Source organism: Pseudomonas sp. R84 (assembly GCF_009834515.1).
GTDB lineage: Bacteria > Pseudomonadota > Gammaproteobacteria > Pseudomonadales > Pseudomonadaceae > Aquipseudomonas.
The window spans coordinates 2,449,728-2,469,277 of record NZ_CP019426.1; the positions used below are offsets into that span (position 1 = coordinate 2,449,728).

General features: G+C 51.7%; 17 protein-coding genes. 4 read left to right on the forward strand and 13 right to left on the reverse strand.

The genetic code is table 11. From position 1 onward, the window contains the following. Positions 1-22: 22 nt before the first annotated feature. The 3 genes from PspR84_RS10950 (at position 23) to PspR84_RS10960 (ending at position 1,143) form a co-directional block, all read left to right on the forward strand. Positions 23-265 (forward strand): hypothetical protein, encoded by a 243-nt coding sequence (locus PspR84_RS10950; RefSeq protein WP_160057257.1) that lies wholly within the window; start codon positions 23-25, stop codon positions 263-265. A gap of 10 nt (positions 266-275) precedes the next feature. After that, positions 276-473 carry a hypothetical protein gene (locus tag PspR84_RS10955; protein ID WP_160057258.1) on the forward strand — a complete coding sequence of 66 codons (198 nt, stop codon included), beginning with the start codon at positions 276-278 and terminating at the stop codon, positions 471-473. Positions 474-558: 85 nt separating this feature from the next. Then, positions 559-1,143 carry a hypothetical protein gene (locus tag PspR84_RS10960; RefSeq protein WP_160057259.1) on the forward strand — a complete coding sequence of 195 codons (585 nt, stop codon included), beginning with the start codon at positions 559-561 and terminating at the stop codon, positions 1,141-1,143. A 349-nt stretch (positions 1,144-1,492) separates the two neighbouring features. On the opposite strand, the gene PspR84_RS10965 is transcribed toward PspR84_RS10960, so the two are convergent. Next, positions 1,493-2,302, reverse strand: coding sequence for a glycosyltransferase (locus tag PspR84_RS10965; RefSeq protein ID WP_160057260.1), 810 nt, complete (start codon positions 2,300-2,302; stop codon positions 1,493-1,495). Positions 2,303-2,526: 224 nt separating this feature from the next. Between PspR84_RS10965 and PspR84_RS10970 the strand changes: the two genes are divergently transcribed. Then, positions 2,527-3,339 carry a VanW family protein gene (locus tag PspR84_RS10970; RefSeq protein WP_160057261.1) on the forward strand — a complete coding sequence of 271 codons (813 nt, stop codon included), beginning with the start codon at positions 2,527-2,529 and terminating at the stop codon, positions 3,337-3,339. A 267-nt stretch (positions 3,340-3,606) separates the two neighbouring features. Here the strand turns inward: PspR84_RS10970 and PspR84_RS10975 are convergent, their stop codons facing one another. The 12 genes from PspR84_RS10975 to PspR84_RS11030 all read right to left on the reverse strand — a co-directional run bounded on the left by PspR84_RS10975 (position 3,607) and on the right by PspR84_RS11030 (position 19,547). After that, a complete protein-coding gene (locus PspR84_RS10975) occupies positions 3,607-4,575 on the reverse strand; it encodes a sel1 repeat family protein (protein WP_160057262.1) in 969 nt (322 codons plus the stop codon). Then, the gene (locus PspR84_RS29610) at positions 4,572-5,621 is read right to left on the reverse strand and encodes a DUF6708 domain-containing protein (RefSeq protein ID WP_238785244.1); all 1,050 of its coding nucleotides are present in this window, start codon (positions 5,619-5,621) and stop codon (positions 4,572-4,574) included. The genes PspR84_RS10975 and PspR84_RS29610 overlap by 4 nt, the downstream gene beginning before the upstream one ends. 113 nt (positions 5,622-5,734) lie before the next feature. Continuing rightward, positions 5,735-6,787 carry a DUF6708 domain-containing protein gene (locus tag PspR84_RS29615; protein ID WP_238785247.1) on the reverse strand — a complete coding sequence of 351 codons (1,053 nt, stop codon included), beginning with the start codon at positions 6,785-6,787 and terminating at the stop codon, positions 5,735-5,737. 158 nt (positions 6,788-6,945) lie between these two features. Next, entirely contained in the window at positions 6,946-7,923 is a 978-nt protein-coding gene (locus PspR84_RS10990; RefSeq protein ID WP_160057263.1) for a sel1 repeat family protein, read from the reverse strand. Positions 7,924-7,940: 17 nt separating this feature from the next. Then, entirely contained in the window at positions 7,941-8,909 is a 969-nt protein-coding gene (locus PspR84_RS10995; RefSeq protein ID WP_238785250.1) for a sel1 repeat family protein, read from the reverse strand. 69 nt (positions 8,910-8,978) lie between these two features. After that, entirely contained in the window at positions 8,979-10,106 is a 1,128-nt protein-coding gene (locus PspR84_RS11000) for a sel1 repeat family protein (protein WP_238785252.1), read from the reverse strand. Between the two features lie 111 nt (positions 10,107-10,217). Then, positions 10,218-11,189 carry a sel1 repeat family protein gene (locus tag PspR84_RS11005; protein ID WP_160057264.1) on the reverse strand — a complete coding sequence of 324 codons (972 nt, stop codon included), beginning with the start codon at positions 11,187-11,189 and terminating at the stop codon, positions 10,218-10,220. Next, entirely contained in the window at positions 11,182-14,193 is a 3,012-nt protein-coding gene (locus PspR84_RS11010; RefSeq protein WP_160057265.1) for a hypothetical protein, read from the reverse strand. The genes PspR84_RS11005 and PspR84_RS11010 overlap by 8 nt, the downstream gene beginning before the upstream one ends. Position 14,194: 1 nt before the next feature. Further along, complete coding sequence (locus tag PspR84_RS11015; RefSeq protein WP_160057266.1) at positions 14,195-15,028, reverse strand: DUF4123 domain-containing protein; 834 nt, start codon at positions 15,026-15,028, stop codon at positions 14,195-14,197. After that, positions 15,013-17,091: a type VI secretion system tip protein TssI/VgrG gene (gene tssI, locus PspR84_RS11020; RefSeq protein ID WP_342794571.1), complete on the reverse strand. Its 2,079-nt coding sequence runs from the start codon at positions 17,089-17,091 to the stop codon at positions 15,013-15,015. The genes PspR84_RS11015 and tssI overlap by 16 nt, the downstream gene beginning before the upstream one ends. A gap of 130 nt (positions 17,092-17,221) precedes the next feature. Further along, a complete protein-coding gene (locus PspR84_RS11025) occupies positions 17,222-17,737 on the reverse strand; it encodes an Hcp family type VI secretion system effector (protein ID WP_007919523.1) in 516 nt (171 codons plus the stop codon). A gap of 430 nt (positions 17,738-18,167) precedes the next feature. After that, complete coding sequence (locus PspR84_RS11030) at positions 18,168-19,547, reverse strand: VOC family protein (protein WP_160057267.1); 1,380 nt, start codon at positions 19,545-19,547, stop codon at positions 18,168-18,170. Positions 19,548-19,550 lie beyond the last annotated feature (3 nt).

Sequence of the window (19,550 nt, forward strand, 5' to 3'; positions counted from 1 at the left end):
AAAAATCTGCCGAGGATTAGCCATGAGCGACGACCTGCAACCCCCAGACATGACCACCTGGCAGCGCCTGTTCGACGACGAAACCTACTGGCAGCAATCCCCCGACGCGCATTATTTCGACCTGCAGCGCATCGCCGACGATATGCTCGGCCAAGGCGCCATCGATCTTGAGCAATGGCAGATCCTGCGCGGCAAAGCCGACGACCTGCATAAGGATTCCCCCGCCATCAACGTCACCCGTGAACTCGACGACCCCGAAGCCTGAGGACAACCCCATGAAACCCATCACCCAAGGCGAACACCCCGACGAACCCCGGCCACCGGGCGAGACCGAACGTGACAACGACGCCCTACGGCCCACCGACCCGAAACAGCGTGAAAACAATGGCAAAGGCACGCCCAGTGGCGAATCCACCGCGCAAGACATCGCTAAGCAACAAACCTCGCCGTCACAAACCAAAGCCAAGCCCTGAACTGCGTCTATGCTCAGTGTCACGCTCGTCGCCGAAGTCGATTCGGCGGCGAGTGCTGCCATTAATCACAGGGAAGGTATCGCTTATGAAGCTCGACGCACTGGCCAAGGCCATCACCCTCGCAACCGTACTGTCCGCCACCAGCTTCGGCGCACTGGCTGCCGATATTCCGCTGTCTGCCACAGTTGAAGCCGATCAGGTCACCACCAAAGTGATCTCCGTCGATGCCGCCAACCATCAGGTTGTGCTCGAAGGCGCGGAAGGCAAGCCGGTTCACGTTCAGCTCAGCGACAAGGCGAAAAACCTCGCCAATCTCAAGGCCGGCGATCAGGTCAACATCCAGGTACAGCGTTCCGTCGCTGCTTACCTCGACACCGATGTGGATAAAGGTCTGCCTGGCACCACCGAACGTACCGGTGAGTTGCGTAAGGCTCCGGGCAGCGATAACCCCGGTGGCGAAGCGTACCGTCAGGTTCAGGTGCAACTGAAAATCACCAAAATTGATTTGAAAACAAATCAGGTGACCCTGCAAAACCCGGCGGGCGTATCGAAAGTCCTCGACGTGAAACAGCCTGAAATTCAAGCCAAGCTGAAAGATCTGAAAGAAGGGCAGAGCGTTATTGTCACTTACACCGATATCTTGAAAGTGACCAGTCAACACGAAAGTTGAGCTTTAACTCTACAGGATGACTGCTCTTGTACAGTTTTTGTATGAGAGTAGTCATACTATTAGTGTGGTTTGACCTCATTGAAAGTTTCATGAAAGGAATCGCCGATAAATATCTATTAACGTTTCCGTACATAAATTTCATATTCAAGAATGAGGACATAAGCGCCAACTTCTATTAAAATCCACCCCGTTCGCCCAGTGTCAGGGCTCTTTACCGGTGCATGGATTGCCAGGCCATTACACTGGGCGAACACCTCTTCGGAGTGGATGTATACAATTTCTGCAAACAAAAAGGGCGACTTTATAGTCGCCCTTTTTGTTTGCTGTGAATTAGTCCGAGGTGTGCGCTTCAGCTGTGTCTAGCTGCCCCTTGAAAGCGCTTCAACGTGGCCTGATACATTTTTGTCCTGCGGTGATTTTCCCCGTAGGTGCCGGCAGCCGCGACAGTTCCTGACTGAATGTGATCCAGATAGCTAAAAATCTTGCGTGGCGACAGAAACTTGATGCCATAGCCCAGGCTGCTCATGCGATCTTGCAGCGCATAACCGGGCACCTGCTCATCCATGCAGAAGTGCAAGCCCAGGGACTTCATCAAACGTGCGTTCCACAATGTGCAGAAACTTTTCAGATGAGTTTCTTTGTAGGGTCTTGGCATTTTCGAACGCAGGCCAAGACGCACTTTTGCTTTACGAACATAGTGCTTGCAGAAACGCGAAGTTAAACGCCAGGTGTCACGCACAATCCCGCGATTGAGTTGTTCGACACAACCGACTGCGGCCATATCCGGGTTTTTCGTGCATTCACGCATCATCATGGCGAACACTTCTTTGTCGTAGACAAAGGTGTCGGTGTGCAACAGGAACAAGTAATCGGTGTCGACTTTTTCCAGTGCCAGATCCAGCGCCTTGCCGTGCGCAATATGGCCGATTTCCTTACCCGGGGAAGGCCGTTCAATCAAGTTGATCCAGTCGAGCGAACGCAAGTAATCGAGACTGGCATCCGCCGAATCGTTGTCCACCACCCACACAGGAATGCGTTGTTCCTGGACATGCTCACGCAAAAGCTCGAGGCACATTCGGGTGATGTCCGGGGTTTTGTAATTTACCAAGACAAGGCTGAAATTCGACGCTGGCTGGGCTGGTAAATCAAACGCTTTCATGTCGGAAGGACTCATCTGCGATTCAAAGACAACAGGGTTTCGTTGCCGCGATCGTAGCGAGGCAACCTTAGTCGAACCTTAATTTGCGGATGTGACGGTAGATGTATGCCGAAGAGAGGCTGCTGGTCTTATGAAATGCATGGGGTGCTGCCGGTCATTACCGGATAAAATGCGCGCCCCTCTCACGGTTCAAGGAAGAAACGGCGCACGCCGTTGTGTCACGGATGAAACCACTCTCCCTCTACCACCCGGCCTTGTACTGGCTGCGCGTGTGGCAAAAAAGACTGTTCCGCCAGATTGCCTGGCGCTGTTCCAGCAAACGCTACGCACGCCCCGTCGCTACGGCCGAGCGTCTACCGTTTCGCTACCTCAAACACACCTCGAAGCTCATCCGCAAACTCGGCGACTCCGACCTCGCCCTGCAACACAACAAAGTCATAAACCTCAAACTCGCCGTCGCCGCCATCGACAGCGTCATCATCGCCCCCGGCGAACACTTCTCCTTCTGCCGCCTCGTCGGCCGCCCGACCTTGAAGCGCGGCTACGTTGAAGGCATGGAACTGTCCTTCGGCGAGGCTCGACGCGGGGTAGGCGGTGGCATTTGCCAACTGAGCAACCTGATTCACTGGATGGCCATTCATTCACCGCTGGTGGTGGTCGAACGCTCCAACCACAGCTTCGACCCGTTTCCGGATGAGGGGCGGGTGCTGCCGTTCGGGTCAGGGGCAGCGATTTTCTATAACTACGTTGATCTGGTGCTGCATAACCCGACGGATCGGCACTTCCAGCTGAAATTGAACGTCGGCGAGACACAACTCGAAGGGGAGTTGTTGTGTGATCGGGTGAGGGAATATCGCTATCACGTGTTCCAGGAGGCGCATCGGTTTGTGCGGGAAGGCAGCAGGGTGTTTCGCGAGAACGAGATTTGGCGAGAGGTCAGGGAAAAAGGGCAGGTGGGGCAGTTGGTGGAAAGGGAGAGGCTTTATCGGAATCGGGTTGTGGTGAAGTATGAAGTGGCGGGCGAACTGGTTGAGTAGATGCATTGTGGGTGCGGGGTTTCAGCTTCGATGACGTAAGTGTTGTTCTTCAGCTTTTCGTGGATTTTTTATGCGGGTTAGCTGTTTACCGAGTAAGGGGGCAGGCCATTCGGGGGGAGACCACTTCTAGAAGAAAGAAAACGTGGTTTATCCCCCATTGTTCCCATTCGCCGTCGGTGATCGTAGAGCGCTCCAGCCGCAGCTTCGCCCGCTCCGGGATCAGGCCCCGGCTCCGGGGCGGTGATTTTCTTTAACTACCAAGAGATCTCAGTAGCCATAAACAGGGACGAAATAAGAAAGCGGTGGGTGCGTTTTTTTCCATTCTTCTGCGAATAGAAGGCCTTGCTTGATTTCTTGCTCCGTCATTTTTTCAGCTATATCAGGCAGTATCATCCTTCCATCTTCACCTGCTGTCCCGCCGCCCTCGAATTTAGACATCAGATAGGCTAGTCCATAAGCCTCAATCATGTTTTTTGGATAGTCTAGATCGTTTGGCAAATGGGCTAACCTGAGAGCGTAATTCCCGACTGCGCTGGCATAACCGTTTTCGGCCGATTGTTTCAGCCAATAAGCAACTTCTTCTTTCTTGCCATCATGTTCGAATAGATAGTTGGCATAAAGATACATTGCCTTGGGATATCCACCTTCAGCTGAGGCTTTGTACCACTTTTGAATGGTTCTATCGCGGCTACCCGGAATAAGAAACCATCCGTCTCCGTCATCGTAGATTCCAGCGAGTGTATTTTGCGCTAAAGGATCACCTGCCTCAGCGGCCATCTCCAGCCAACTAAAGCCTTGTCTAGTGATGAATAAAACGGTCATCGCTTCAGTGTCGTTGTTCTTGGCTCGTTCCTGAGCTATTTGTATTACTTGATCACGCCATTCGTCTGCACCTTTGCCACCGCAGCCTTTCATATCGAGACAAATATTGTTTTTACTGCTTAGTCTCAACATTGCGTAGAGGTGGCCCTGATTCGCTGCTGCTTCATACCATTTTCTCGCTTCACCGGTTGTGTATCGGTTGCTCAGGCGAATTGCCTCTGCGAGGTAATACTGAGCTGTCTCGTCCCCGGCTATGGCAGCACTCTCTAGTAAAGGTTGAGAATCATACCAGTCGCTTTGCTGATATAAAGTTAGACCTTTTTCTTTTGCTAGCTGCTGCTCTTGGGTTAATTGCGCAAAAGCTGTGCAGGGGAAAAGGGTGGATAGAAGTGTGATTAGTACAAGCTTAATCAAAGGTTCATTCCTTGTGTCCGTTTGTCATTGGCTTTGTTTTTTAAATAGCTGAATAAATCTCGACCTTTTGCAAATTCTTTTAGAATTGTCGCAGTCTCATCGATTAGTTCTTTGCTAGGTTTCGCTCGTTGTTCCACTGGAAGTGGCTTTGACCATTCTAAAACTGCTTTAGGGAAGCCGGACTTTGGTCTCCCATTTGCCCAGTTAGAAATATAGCAAGGTAGTGTCCATCCACTAAAAAATTGAATTACTAGAAAACCAAAAATATAGCGTATAAAAGAATGTTCGGATCGATAGCTGCGACGACACAAATGGAAGAATTCTATACTTCCCTCTTCAAGTTCCTCGGAGTGGTGGGTTGGAGTCGTTTTAGGTCCTTCCTCCATGTATATGCGTATCGCCTCCCATTCAGAAACAGCCAGGTTGAAACTGCCAGTTGATATATCGGTCCATAGGACGTCACCGGTTAGCGTCTCTCGTAACCCAATCATTAATTTATGTTCAGGCATCATGGCATGTTGAGTTATTAGTTGCCCTGATGACACGCAGACAATAATGTCTTCCCATTGTACATAGCGTGGGTGGTCACCGCGCCTCGCTATGAATGCTATCTCGCGGCGGTGGCGATTGAAACGAATAGGAGGATGCACGCTAACTTGACGAACTGCGTACATGAAAATGAAAAGGTAAACAGCAGAAAGAGTCCAGATAAATCCTTGGGTAAAGGCGTTTGTAAAAAAATCAAACCAGCTAGCGAGAAAAGGCTGAATATCCCTTCTAAGCCAAGAGCCAAAGCCAGATACGAATAGAAAGAACAGTGTTATGAAGGCTATCGAACCAATGCCTGCCCGTGCCATAAACTCAAAGTTGCCTCGGCCGACAGCAAAGTCTAAATAGGTTTCGTTGCTCGTACGATGTAGTTGCCTTGAGCTAAACGGTGCCGTACCCGTTGGGAGCGGTTTGGGGGATAGATAAAGGAAGTCAATTCCCGACTTGTTTTCGGTATCTCCTGCCTTTGGCAAACGGCCGTATTTTTTAGCAGGCATTGAGTTGTTCCGGTAGAGTGTGGCATCCCTTGCGGTTGCTCTGTTGTATATGGCATCTTACGGGAACTAGGAATGCACCATATATGCCAGCGACGCAGAGTCCTAGGTAGTAATTATTCATTTGTCTCGGATTTTGTATCCATATCAGAGAATTTTACGCTGAAGTAATCTAAAAGAGTCTTCTCTCTTGCGAAGTGCTTGCGGATTTCTTCGGTTTCCGCAACTAGCTCTTTGCTGGGCTTTGCATGATCGGCTAGTGGGAGAGGCGTTGACCACTCTAATACTTCTTTGGGGAATAGCGCTTTAGGACGATTGTTAATCCATTCGGATATGTGGCATGGTAAAGTCCAACCACTAAATAACTGAATTGTGATAAAGCCCCAGATGTAACGTACTAGGGAATGTTCTTCGCGATAGCTCTCACGGCATAATTTGAAAAACTCGACAGTACCTTCTTCAAGTTCGTCGCTATAATTGGTTGGGAGGCTGTCTATACCATTCTCCATGTAAGCTCTAATAGCTTCCCATTCTGATAGCGCCAGACTTAAGCTACCACATGGTATTACACTCCAAAGGACTTCGCCGCTGGTCGTCTCGCGCAGACCGATCATTAGCTTGTGTTCTGGGGTCACAGAATATTGTGTTATCAGCTTGCCGGAAGATACGCAGGCTATAACGCTTTCCCAAGATGTATATCTGGGCTTGTCTCCCTTTTTAGCTACGTATACAACTTCGCGGCGCTCACGATTAAAACGTAGAGGCGGGTTTGAAGAGAGTTCATTGGCTAACTTTATAAAGTAATAAAGATAGAGTGCAGCAATCGATAGAATTATGAACCATATCACGGGGTTGAAGAAAAAGCTCGCCCAAGCACTCAGGAACGGCTCTGAGTATCTTCTGATCCAAGAAGCGAAAGCCGAGAAGAAAAAAAGTGAGGTAATAATTAACATTATCGAACCAATACCGATTCGCGCCATGAACTCGAAGTTCCCTTGCCCTGTAGAAAAGTCCAGGAAGGTACTATTGGCATTGCGGTGTAGTTGCCGAGAGCTGATCGCAGGCATCCCGGTTGGTATCGGTTTCGGAGACAAGTATATTATTTCTAGTCCATTTTCTTTTTCGAAGTCCCCCGCGTGGGGTAATCGCTCATACTTACTTTTAAGCACTTGGGTTCTCCACGCTTGCTTCCTTTGCTCCTGCGGCGGCTCTGAAAGAAATGGCTGTTTTGGAAGGAAAAAGCGACGGATTATTTAATTGCTGAAGTGTCTGTTAAATAAATCTATCGCTTTGTGTTGTTGGTTGTTCTCTATTTGCAATGGATTTGCTAGTAACCGTATGTCGGATGGAAATACGATAAAGGAGGGTGGGATTTTTCCCATTCTTTTGCGAATGATATTCCTAGCTTTATTTCTCCAGGTTGCATTTTTTTTGCTATTTCCAGGAGGTTCAATCTTGCATCTTCCGGTGCGATTGCTCCGCCTTTGAGGCTTGCTATCAAGTAGGTGAAGCCGTAAGCCTTAACGAGATCTAAAGGAAATCCATAAGTATCTGGAAGATGGGCAATATTTAATGCATAACCCCCTAGTGCATTTATATGTCCGGATTCAGCTGTTTTTTTGAGCCAGCTTCCTACTTCTTCTTTACTACCATTGTGTTCATATAAATAGTTTGCATACAGATACATGCCCGGAGGAAAACCTCCTTCTGCTGAAGCCTTAAACCATTTTTTAACTGCTTTCTCGCGACTCCCAGGGATCAAAAACCATCCCTCTCCACTTTGGTAAGCACTAGCGAGCCGCTGTTGAGCAAAATTATCACCCGATTCTGCGGCTCGTTCCAGCCATTCCAATCCTTGATTTGCCGTAAACAGCACAACCATTGCCTCAGTATCACCTTTGTCGGCACGTTCATGGGCAATTTTTAAAGCTTGCTCTCTCCAATCAACATTACCTTTCCCCGCGCAGTTATCTAGTAAATTGCAAGGATCCTTTTTACTACTTAGACGTAGCATAGCGTAAAGTTCACCTTGCTCTGCCGCAGCTACGTACCAATTTCTGGCCTCCTCTGTCATGTAGCGATTACTCAGTCGTATCGCCTCACCTAGAAAATATTGAGATTTTTTATCGCCGGCCTCAGCCGCGGTTCGTAAAAACGGTTGCGAGGAAGTCCATGCACCTTGCTTGTAAAGCATAATGCCAGTTTCTTTCGCTACCGCTTGATTTTCAATTAATTGGGCGTTGGAAATTGATGTTGTGGAAACCCACAAGGCGATGCTTAAGAAAAGAGGGCGGAGAGCGGACACAGATAAACTTCCTTAGGTCAGTAGCCGTAAGCCGGAACAAAGTAGGAAAGTGGTGGGTGAGTCTTTTCCCAATCTTTGGCAAAGCGAATCCCATCCTCGATTTCTTGAGGACTCATCTTTTCGGCAATTTCAGAGAGGCTTCTTCGAGCATCCTCAGGGGCTACGCCACCGCCTTGCAAATGGGAGATAAGGTAGGTGATTCCATAGGCTTCTACCAAGTCAAAAGGGAATCCGTAACTGTCAGGGAGATGCGCGACAGTGAGGGCATATCCACCAGCAGCATCAATATGACCTGACTCAGCCGCTTTTTTTAGCCAATATCCTACATCTTCTTTGCGCGCATTATTTTCATATAAAAAATTTGAGTATAGGTACATGCCCGGCGGGTAACCGCTGTCAGCTGAAGCTTTGAACCATTTTTCAACGGCTTTCTCGCGACTACCAGGAATAAGGAACCAACCCTCACCATCTTTGTACTTACCAGCGAGCGTTTTTTGAGCAAATCCACTGCCTGCTGTCGCTGCCTTTTCTAACCATTGCAAACCTTGGCTAGCGGTGAATAAAAAAATCATTGCCTCAGTATCGCCTTTCTCGGCGCGTTCATTTGCAATCTGCAGCGCATAACTCCGCCATTCTTCATCGTTTTTACCTAAGCAACTTTCCATCTCTTTGCACAAGTTATGCGCACTCAGCCGAAGCATTGCGTACAAATTTCCTTGATTGGCTGCGGATTTATACCATTTTTTTGCATCTTCGGTGGTGTAGCGGTGGCTGAGGCGGATAGCCTCTCCCAGGTAATATTGCGCTGTACTATCCCCTGCATCTGCCGCGATTTTCAGTAGTGGCTGTGAATCGTACCAATCACTTTGTTGATAAAGAATAATCCCGTAATTTCTTGCTAATAGCTGTTGTGTTGTTAGCTGTGCGAAAGCTGGAGTGAATAAATATATTGAGTATAAAATGATGGTATATATTATTTTAGTCAATGATTCGTCCTGTATGGAAAGCTTTGACTACTTGAATGGAGAGAAATTATGGCCAGTGTTTACGTTCGATTAAGTATGGTGGCTATGGATTCTTGTCTCTGGTGCAAAAAAGTCTAATCTGTCAATGGTATTTTTACTCGGGGGCATGCCATATGTAAAACATGACAAACTGTGTTCTGCCCCTGAATGTAATTGAGCGGAGGTTGGGTTGTTAAGAATATTTGATCGTCTAGTATCCGTATATTGGGTCAAAATAGGATAAGGGAGGGTGATTTTTTTCCATTCTTTCGAAAACTCAATCCCTGCTGTTATTTCTGCAGGGTTCATCTTTTTAGCTAAATCCGGGAGCAGACGCTTTGCATCTTCTGGTGCTGTTCCTGCTTCCAGTTTCGAAAGTAAAAGCGTCAAACCGTATGCTTCAATCAGATTTTCTGGGTAACCAAGCTCATTGGACGGATCTGAAATTTTGTATGCGTAGGTGCCAACTGCATCTATATGGCTGTGCTCCGCTGATTTTTTCACCCAGTATGCGATCTCTTCTTTACTACCATTATGGTCGTATAAGTAATTCGCATAGAGGAACATACCTCTCGGGTTACCACCTTCCGATGACGCTTTAAACCATTTGATAATCGATTTTTCTCGACTACCTGGAATCAAAAACCACCCGGCACCGCTTTTGTAAGCGCTAGCCAGCATTTGTTGTGCGTAACTGTCACCTGCTTCGGCCGCTTTCTCAAGCCATGGCAGGCCCTGACCAGCCGTATATAGGACGGTCATTGCTTCTGTGTCGCCTTTTTTTGCTCGTTCTTGAGCCGTTGTTAGTGAACGCTCTCGCCAGTCCACTCCATTTTTATCTGTGCAGGTACCCATACTTCCGCACAAATCATTTTTGTTGCTTAAGCGGAGCATTGCATATAAAGAACCTTGCTCAGCTGAGGCCTCATACCATTTTTTTGCGTCTGGAGTGATATAGCGCTGACTGAGTCTAATAGCTTCGCCCAAATAATATTGTGCGTCACGATCCCCTGCCTCTGCAGCAATGTTCAGGAAGGGCTGGGAGTCGTACCAGTCGCTCTGTTTGAAAAGAATAACTCCCGTTTCTCCTGCTTCTTTTTGCGCTGCTGTCATTCCGGCGGAAGCTGGGTTAGATAGTGCTAACGAGAGCAATAAAAATAAGGTGATATTTTTGATCATTGATGGGGTCTATAAAATTTTAATTTCTTGTTATATGATCGTTGGTTTTACAAATGCCCAAGGGCTAGTCGCACTTAGAATATTTGGCGGTAGCCTTGGGAATAAATTGGCTTAATATCCGTAAATTGGATCAAAATAGGAAAGCGGAGGGTGTGTCTTTTCCCATTCCTTTGCGAATGAAATCCCCATTTCGATTTCTTCAGGTTTCATTTTTTCTGCAATCTCAGGGAGGCTGATCTTCGCTTCCCTTGGCGCTGCTCCCCCTCCTTGAAGCTGTGTTATCAAATAGGTAAAGCCATAGGCTTTGACTAAATCGAGCGGAAAGTCGTAGCTGTTCGGAAGGTGGGCGATATTGAGGGCATAGCTTCCAAGTGCATCGATATGTCCTGCTTCGGCTGTTTTTTTAAGCCAATGTCCTATCTCTTCCTTTTTTCCATTGTGCTCATATAGGTAGTTAGCATAAAGGTACATTCCGGGAGGATAGCCCCCTTCCGCAGACGCCTTAAACCACTTCTTGACTGCTTTCTCTCGACTGCCTGGGATCAGGAACGAACCCTGTCCACTTTGGTAGGCACTTGCTAGAAGTTGCTGGGCAAAGTTATCCCCCAACTCTGCAGCCTTTTCTAGCCACTCCAAACCTTGTTTAGCAGTAAAGAGTACAACCATCGCCTCTGTGTCACCTGCTGCTGCACGTTTGAGGGCGATTTTTATTGATTTTTCCCTCCAGGTTTCACCGCTTTTCTCTAAGCAAGTGCCGACTTCGTGGCATAAGTCGTCTTTACTGCTAATTCGAAGCATCGCATAAAGGTCGTCTTGGTTAGCAGCAGCCTCATACCATTTTCTCGCTTCTTCAGTCATATAGCGATTGCTTAAACGAATGGCCTCACCCAAGAAGTATTGGGATTTTACATCGCCAGCTTCGGCTGCAGTTCTTAGAAAGGGCTGAGACGAGGACCAAGCGCTTTGGTGATACAGAGCAATACCCTTATTTCGCGCTTCGCTCTGTTGCTCAGTTAATTGGGCAGCAGAAACGCAGTTGAATAACACTGTCAACAGCAGTCCGGATAAAACATGCTTAATCAATGCTAGGTCCTTTGTAAATGGATTCTAATTCTTGAATAGGTGCAAAAGCGGGCCCCTTATAAACAATGCTGCGTTCACAGTATTTGTTCAAACGTGCGCCGAGTTTTGAAGCGGTAAGCCGATATCTTGAGCGCATTTTATTGTTGGCGTCGGCGAATCCAAGAACTCGCTCTGCCATAAAGGCGTCTAGTTTTGCCATGTTCTTACAGTAGTTGTTACCCGCTTGATTAGGGCGCATTCCATCTCGATTCATGCAAATGATCGTTTCTTCAAATTGTCGATTAGCATCGTTTTTGTTAGCTATCCATCCTAGGCATAGTTCAATCGCCTGCTGTTGAAGAAGCTGAGCATTGTCCTCATTAAAACTTTGTTTTTCCTCACCTTCTTCCTCTACGGTAAACGGTTTAGAGGAGGTGCTCAACGCAAATAATAAGGCGCCAAAAGCTTGGGGCTGTAGGTTGTAAACCCAATCTTGCATTTCTTTCTGATGCTCATCTTTAACGATTGAGTACGCAATGACCCCCCCACGCCCCCCCTCAGTCAGCGCATCAAATATCCCTTTAACAATCGCATACCCACGCACATAGGCAAACGCCACATCGATACCAGTGGCGCCGAGGAAGCTCAGTTTTTGCAGGTAGTCCAACGCTTCGCCATCGACCCACTCAAGATCCTTGTATTGGTTCGCGGCCATTTCCTGTCGCACCAGTTCCGTCAAAGCCACGATGCTGTCGTAGCCGACTTCAAAGGTCAAATACCCTTTGACGCCTGCGCCCCAAACCAGCGCGCCCTTGATCGATAACAGCAGTAGGCCGTTTTGCATCCGCAGTTGCATGTCGCCGGTGTAGCCGGCGCCGATGGCCACGGCCACTTCAACTTCCAGTTTGGCCATAGGGCGCCACTGGTTGGCTGAAATGCGATTGGGCACGGGAGCAGGTGGGAGGACGCTTGGGGGAGGGCACCAGAACAGCTTACCGGTGACTTTGCACCCGGCTTGGGCGCCGGCAAACACCTCGAACTTGGCGAGGTCGCCGGATTTCTCGGCAATGTCCACACCGACCAGGCTGGTGTAGCCGGTTTTCTGGTCCAGGGTCAGGTCGCGTGACAGCATGAGGCTTGCGCCAGCGAATCCCCAGGCCTTGGCTTCCAGATCCAGAGACAGTTTGCCGAAGTTGACGCTGCGCACGCTGCCGTCCTGGGCCTTGTATTTCGCGACCCAAGGATCGGCTTTTGCCCGTTTCGGGAATTCGACTTTGAGTAAGCTGACTTCCCCGCGCCACGCAGTTACATCCAGTGCTACTTCTACGTTGGCAATCTGAGGGGAACCACTTTTCAGCGTGGGGCCTTCCATTTTGACTTCGGACAGCAGGTTGGCACTTTCCGGGAGCAAGCATCGAACCAGTTGGGCCTGCGGGCTGTTGTCGAACAGCATGAGGTTGCGCAACTGTTTATCTTCGAAAACCATGGCTTTGAGGTTTTCGCCCCAGCTTTTGCGTTTGGCTTCGGCTTTGATGCTTTCGACTCTGTAGCCTTTGGCTTCCAGTGCGGTGAAGAATTTTTCAGGCACGAAAAGTCCATGTTCATCGAACCATGGTCCCTTTTCATCGAACTGCAGCGCGCCTTCCTGTTCCAGCCAATCACTGAATATCCGGTCGTCGTCGGATTCTTTGGCAATCGACTTGGGCAAACTGGTCGCGAGTTCTTTGAGTTGACCCTCGAATGCGTTGCCGCTGACCTGTGCCAGATGTTTCAGGCTGATGTGGTTCAGGATCGTCGTCGACGATGCGCTGCTGAGCTCACGCAGTGGAATGTTTGTTTTGGCCAGTCGTTCGAGGGGTTTTGGCTTGTAGCTTTCCGCGTCCCAGAGAAACAGACGGGGCGGCTTCAGTGTTCGAACGCGTGCTTCGGCGGTGTTCTGAATTCGCTCTGCCTCGTCATTCAGGTCGTACCACTGTTTCTGCAAGCTGACGAAGAGCACGCCGGGTGGAGCAGATTTGCCGCCAGTGGCCGAGACCCATTGGGAGTAACGTTCTTCGATCTTTTTCTCAAGCTCATCGCGTTTGGTGGTCAGCTCGATGAATGCCTGAAAATCCTCGGTACCGGCGTATTGGTCATCGGGACTCAGCGCAAACTCGGGAACTGCAATCCCGCACTCGGCAAGCTCGACGATGGCATTGATGTACTTGGACATCAGGTCTTTCAACGCCAGGATGTTGATTTGCACACCCTTGAGTTTCTTTTCGTCGATCTCGCCGGTTTCAATCAGCTTTTTGTGAAGGGCCTTATATTCTTTCAGATGTTCCCAAGCCGAGGCGATCTTCTTGGTGCCTGGATCGAACATTTTGTAGCCGTGGGCTTTCGCCTTGTCGCGCTCTTTAATGTACGTATCGATGGCTTCACAGGCCTTTAACGCGCGAGGGGTATAGAAGACGCCGTTTTCTCGTTTGTACCCCAACGTTTTTGCTTTTTCGTCGGAAACTTTTTCGAGGGTTTCCATGTTTTTCTGGTTTTTCTCGATGCGTTGTCCAGCGTGGAACATCTCGCGCTCGGCGTGCATCGTGGCGTCGCTATCACCCTTTGCTTTTGCCGTTTCCCAATCCTTGCGGCACTGCGCCTTTTTGGCAGTGTCTTCGGGGATTGCCGACTTCGACGCCAGGTAACTGCTATGTTGCTCGCCTTCGAGAAAGGCTTCCGGGCCAGGGGTGAGGAAATAGTCCATCAAACCCGCGTCGGCGATGTTGCTCATGCGCGTGGCTTTATCAGCGTCGACGGTTTTCTGTTTGAGCAGGCTGACGCTTTCCTTGAGTTTCTCGGACGTGCGCTTGGGCAACAGCCAGAAACGGCGCTGACCGGTGACGTAGATGATGTCGTCATAGCTGCCGCTGCAGCCCGGCTTCTTGTCTTTGCAGAACGTTTCCGCGTCGGCAGTCTTTTTTGGTGGATCGGCCGGAATGACAACAGGTGGTTGTTCTGGCGCGGGTGTTTGTTCGGACGTACCTGTCATCTCAGACTTCCAGTCGTTGTACTTTCTCGAATGCCGGCATGTCGCTGCTCAGCACGTTCATGACGTCGGTGCGGGCCTGCAACGGACCTTGGTTCAGATTCGGCAGCAGGTGCTCAAGATGACGTCCTTCTTCAATGCCGTGATCCACCAGCAGTTGCAAATTATCGGCCACGTCAGACAATTGCGAATCCGATAAGCCCGCTGCGGACTCGGCGTTCCGCAGCCGAATCCAGTACCACCAGCGGATCTCATCGAACACTATCAGCGTGTCGCTCTTCAGGTGCAGCGGATATTTTTGTTCGCCATTAGAGGCATCAACTTTTTCTGTTTGTTCCCAAACACGCCATTGTTGATCGTCGCTGTGGGCGGGCGGGGTGTAGACGCTGGCCCAGGGGCCGAACAGCGCTCGGGCGGGTACCGTCAGCGCCAGCGCGCTCCAGAATGCCGGGTCGTAGTAGCGCGCCAGCGAGTCACCATGAGACGGGTCGTTCATGCGCAGGAGGCGACGAGCATGCAAGAGCGCGGTCTCTGGCTTTTCACGCGAGGTCAGCAAAATTCCCGCGCGGTTGTCGCGGCATAGCTCTATGGCTTGGGCGGCGGCAGGACTTCCCGGTGTCAGTTGCAGCCAGATCGGACTGACATCATTCATTTCGGCAAACGGCGTGTCCTGAAACAGCTTTTCAACACCATTCAACCCGGACTGTTGATAAAGCTTTTCCAGAGCCCGAGGCTGGCGAACGCTGTCGATGATTCCATACAGGGTGCGGTTTCCACTGTTGCCCGATGGCGTTGTGGCCACGGGTTGTTCAAGGAAATGACTCAGCCATTCAGACATGGGCAAACCTCTCGCGAGCAAGCGCCATTGGCTTGCTTTCCACAGATCGGAACAAGGGGCAGGCCTTGAACGCTTTTTCGTACAAACGGATTGGTCATTGGCGGGACTAACACCTTGCCAGCCTTGTCAGCGTCAGCCTGTTTCACGACGCCCGGCAACAAAGGAGCCGCGCCGGTGCCACTCCCCGGACTACCCCCGGAGTTCATGTTGATCACCGGCCCGCTCATGGTCACGCCACCAGCATCGATCTTGATAAAGCTGCCGCCACCGATCAGGGTCAGCTCACTACCGGCTTCCATCACCACTTTCATGCCGCTGCTGAGGTGGATTTCCTGGCCTGCGTCGATGAACTGGCCGGTGCCGATCTTGATGTGCTGGTTCACGCCGACAGTCAGGTGGTCGTTGGCGCGGGTTTCGACTTTGCGGTCGGCGTAGACGGTGTGGTGTTCTTCGGCTTTGAATTCGCTGTAGCTGTTTTGCTCGACGGTGTCGTGGCGTTCGTTGCCGACGCGGATTTTCTGGTCGTGCTCGATGTTTTCGTCCCAGTCGCGCTGGGCGTGCAGGTAGATCTGTTCCTGACCTTTTTTGTCTTCGATGCGCAGTTCGTTGTAGCCGCCACCGCCCATGGAACTGAGGGTCTTGAAGGTGCTGCGGGTCTTGTTCGCCGGCAGTGGATAGGGGACGGTGTTTTCCTTGTGGTACAGGCAGCCGCTGATCAGCGGTTGATCGGGGTCGCCCTCAAGGAAGGTGACCAGCACTTCCATGCCGATGCGTGGGATGGCGATGCCGCCGTATTGCGCGCCAGCCCAGGCGCTGGAGACGCGCAGCCAGCAGCTGGTTTTGTCGTCGGCTTCGCCTTCGCGGTCCCAGTGGAACTGGACTTTGACGCGGCCGTATTCGTCGCAGTGGATCTCTTCACCTTTCGGGCCGGTGACCACAGCGCTCTGGCTGCCGAGGATGCGCGGTTTCGGGTGGCGCAGGGGCGGGCGGTTCGGCACGTCCCACGGGGTGGCCTGGAAGCGGTTGCGGTAGCCCTGGTGGAAATCGTCTTTGAGTGCGGTGGTGTCGCTGGTCACCGACTCTTCGAGGACCTGCGGCTGCTTGCCTTCGTGGTGGACTTCGGTGAGCAGCCAGAGGTCATTCCATTTGGCTTTCGGGTGCGCGGTCAGGGCGAGGAAGTGGCCGCTGACCAGCAACGGTTGATCGCTCTTGCCTTCAGCCAGCTTGAAATCACTGCGATGACGTTCGAGGGCGCGTTTGGCCAGGTGTTTGCCGCGCTCGCGGTCGATGAAACGACCTGGGTAATCGTAGTCTTCGAGGTCGGGCAGGGCGTCGCCGCGGTTTTCGCTTTCGAGGGTGAGGCGCGGTTTCTCGAAGTCGTAATCGCGGCGGGTGGTGCGGCTGGTGCGGGTTTCCAGGCGCAGGTCGAAACGCTTGATCACCGGGTCGCTGGCGACCATGCCGGAGTCTTGCTGATAGGCCACAGGCTTGAGTTTCGGGAACACCGTCTGGTCATCGCCGAACAGCAGTTTGTGCGCCGTTGCCGTGTGCTCGAAGTGGTAGTGGATACCTTCTTCTTCGCACAGGCGCTGGATGAAATGCAGGTCCGACTCATCGTATTGCACGCAGTAGATGCGCTCGGGATAAATCGAACCGGTCTTGAATTCGTAGGCGTTGCTTTGAATGCCGTGCTCTTCGAGGACCATGCCGATGATTTTCGGTACGGTGAGGTTCTGGAAGATGCGCTGGTTGACGCGATGCGCCAGGTAGGACAGTTGCGGGCGCAGGGTCACCGAGTAACGGGTCAGGCGTTTGCCGGAATCACCTTGCGCGGCGCGGTAGATCTGACCGTGGATGCCGCTGCCGTCGGGCGACAGTTGCAGGAAGGCCGGTTTGTGCAGCAGGGTTTCGAGGTCCAGCGACGGCTGCTCACTGACCAGCTCCACCTCGAACACAAAAGGCTGGCTGATGGCTTCCCGACCGGTGAGGGTAAACACCTGGAAATCGGCGGAAAGGCCTTCGATGGTCAGGGCAAAGTGGGTTTCATTGGCCGGCGCGAACATCCCTTGTTCCTCGTGCTGTACAGCGGCGTACGTCGACGACCGCAAAGCGGCTCAACTTACGCGAAATTCTGGAGGGCGAAAACAACATCGACCAGCAGAGCTGGCCGATGCTTGTAACGATCAGCCGTAATTAAACGACTGGAGCACGCCAGTCATCGGAGCCCGAAGTACCGGATACTTCGTGGGTCCAGGTGATTTTACGGTAGGTGAACTGCACTTCTTCCAGGTGGGTGAAGTGCGAGTTGCCTGGATCCTGGCAGTTGTGCATTTTGTTGTTGATGGCGACGATGATCGCGTCTTCCAGTTTGGTGGTGTAGTAGTGCTCTTGGGTGCCTTGAGCAGAAGTACGGAACCACTGGATAACGATTTCGCTCATGCGCTCGCCGGAGGTCAGAGCAGCTTGCAGCAGAGGCGAAGCCTTGTCGTAGACCTTGGTGATCACAACTGGCTTGTGAACGCGCTGACCGGTTGGCTGACCGGATTGTGGGTCACGCGGGATGATCACGTCGTGGCTGAAAGCCTGAACCATAACCTGGTCTTCGTGGCCTTCCTGGTAGGTGTTGCCTACGGAGTCAGCGGTGAACGCGCCTGCAGTGATCAGGCCTTGTTTTTCGCCGGTAACCGACATGTACGCTGGTGTTGCCATGGGGTGCTCTCCTTGCGGAATAATTTAAGGTGCCCGGGAGGCGAAATCGCCCGGTGGGTGCCTGACTGTTATCAAGGAGCGTGCCAACAATTGTGGCGACCATGCGGGCCGGGGTGTTTGTCTGATTTTTCAGGCGCTTGTGCGAAAAAAAGCGTTCGCCGAATGCAAAAGTGCGCAAGAAGTTGCGCAGTACTGCGCAACTTCTTGCGCACTTGGCTGCAGGCCTTGTGCGACGTGGCTCTCAGCGGCTTTATCAGGCTTTTTTGCAAAACAAGTGCGCAACTTCTTGCGCACGATGGCCAGATGCCATCATTTGGTCGAGGCGGCTGCTTAAAACTTTTAGATCAAAAGATCGCAGCCTTCGGCAGCTCCTACATTTGGAATGCATTTCCCCTGTAGGAGCTGCCGAAGGCTGCGATCTTTTGATTTTTCAACGCGCAAATTGTGTCAGACAATCATCGATCGAACGCTGCTGCGTCGCCGCATATAACCCCAACTCATCAATGGTCGCGCGCCCCAGCGCCTGCTCAAAAGCCTGCCGATTGGAATGCTCGCCATAGTGCGCCTGCGCCGCATCGCCTAGGTTCGACTGAAAAATCCCCGCTGCACTCACCGGCAGGAAATCTTCGTACACCAACGGTTCCGCTTTCACATGACCATCGCGCAACAAGTCCTCCAGAGATGACTGCCCAAGCCCTCCAGCAGCCTGCCCTTTTTCCGTAGCGAAATAGCGAAAGTACGCCAACCCTTGTTCACGCATACCCTCGACACTGTCAGGAAACTCGCCAAAGTGCTGAGCCATCAGCGCGTTGTAGCGTGCGGCGTTGGCTTCGTTGGGGAAGTCACCGAGTTCATCGCGTGCGGCATTCAGCAAGCGGTCATACAGCGCCCGGCCTTTGGGCGTGAGCGCCGCGCCGCGCTGTTCGATTTCGCCGAAACGCGCGCTGTGACTGCCACGGGTCTGGTTTTGATCGGTGAAGGTGATCGGCTCGTCCAGCGCTTTGAAACTGGTCTGGCGCAGCAGGATCGGGCATTGCCGGCGCGGCGGGCCTTCGATCACGGCTTTCGGGGTGATGCCATGGGCCGGCATCTGTTCCTGGACGCGGTCGATGTCCAGCGTGCGCGGCGTCAGGTGATTGATGTGCGGGCCTTTGAACGCCACGACGTCGGCGATCAAACGGTGTTGGGCGCTTAAAGTCTGGTATTGCGCGGCAGTAACCGTGGCGCTGTGATGCCAGCGAAAGGTTTCCAATGCCTGTAGGACGAATGCCTCGGCCTCGCTTTCATTCAGTCCACATGCGTTTTCAGCCTGCTCGATCAGGCGCAACGCCTCCGAGGTAAAGATCGAACGCTTGACCAGCACTGATTCGGCAAAGGCACGCAGTTGCGGATCTTCAATCAATTCCAGGCGCAACAGCGACGTAAACACCCGAAACGGGCTGACTTGCAGCGCCTCTTCATGCACCGCGCGAAACGCCGTCGAATGCACCGGTACGCCCGCCGGGGTCAGGTCGTAATAACCCACCGGTTGCATGCCCATCACCGCAAACAGGCGGGCGAGGGTGGCCAGTTCCGTCGCGGTGCCGACGCGAATGGCGCCATGGCGCTCCATTTCCAACCGTTGGATTTCGCCGGTGCTATCGAGTTGCCGGGCGATGTCCGGCTGACGTGCAAGCACTTCGCGGTTGGTCTGTTCCACCAACTCCATCAGCGCGCCGTACAGCGGCACTTCTTCGCGGTACATGTCGGACATCGCTTTGGAGAAGCGTTGGCGGATCAGGTCGGGGCTGACGAACGGCTGCACGGTCATGAA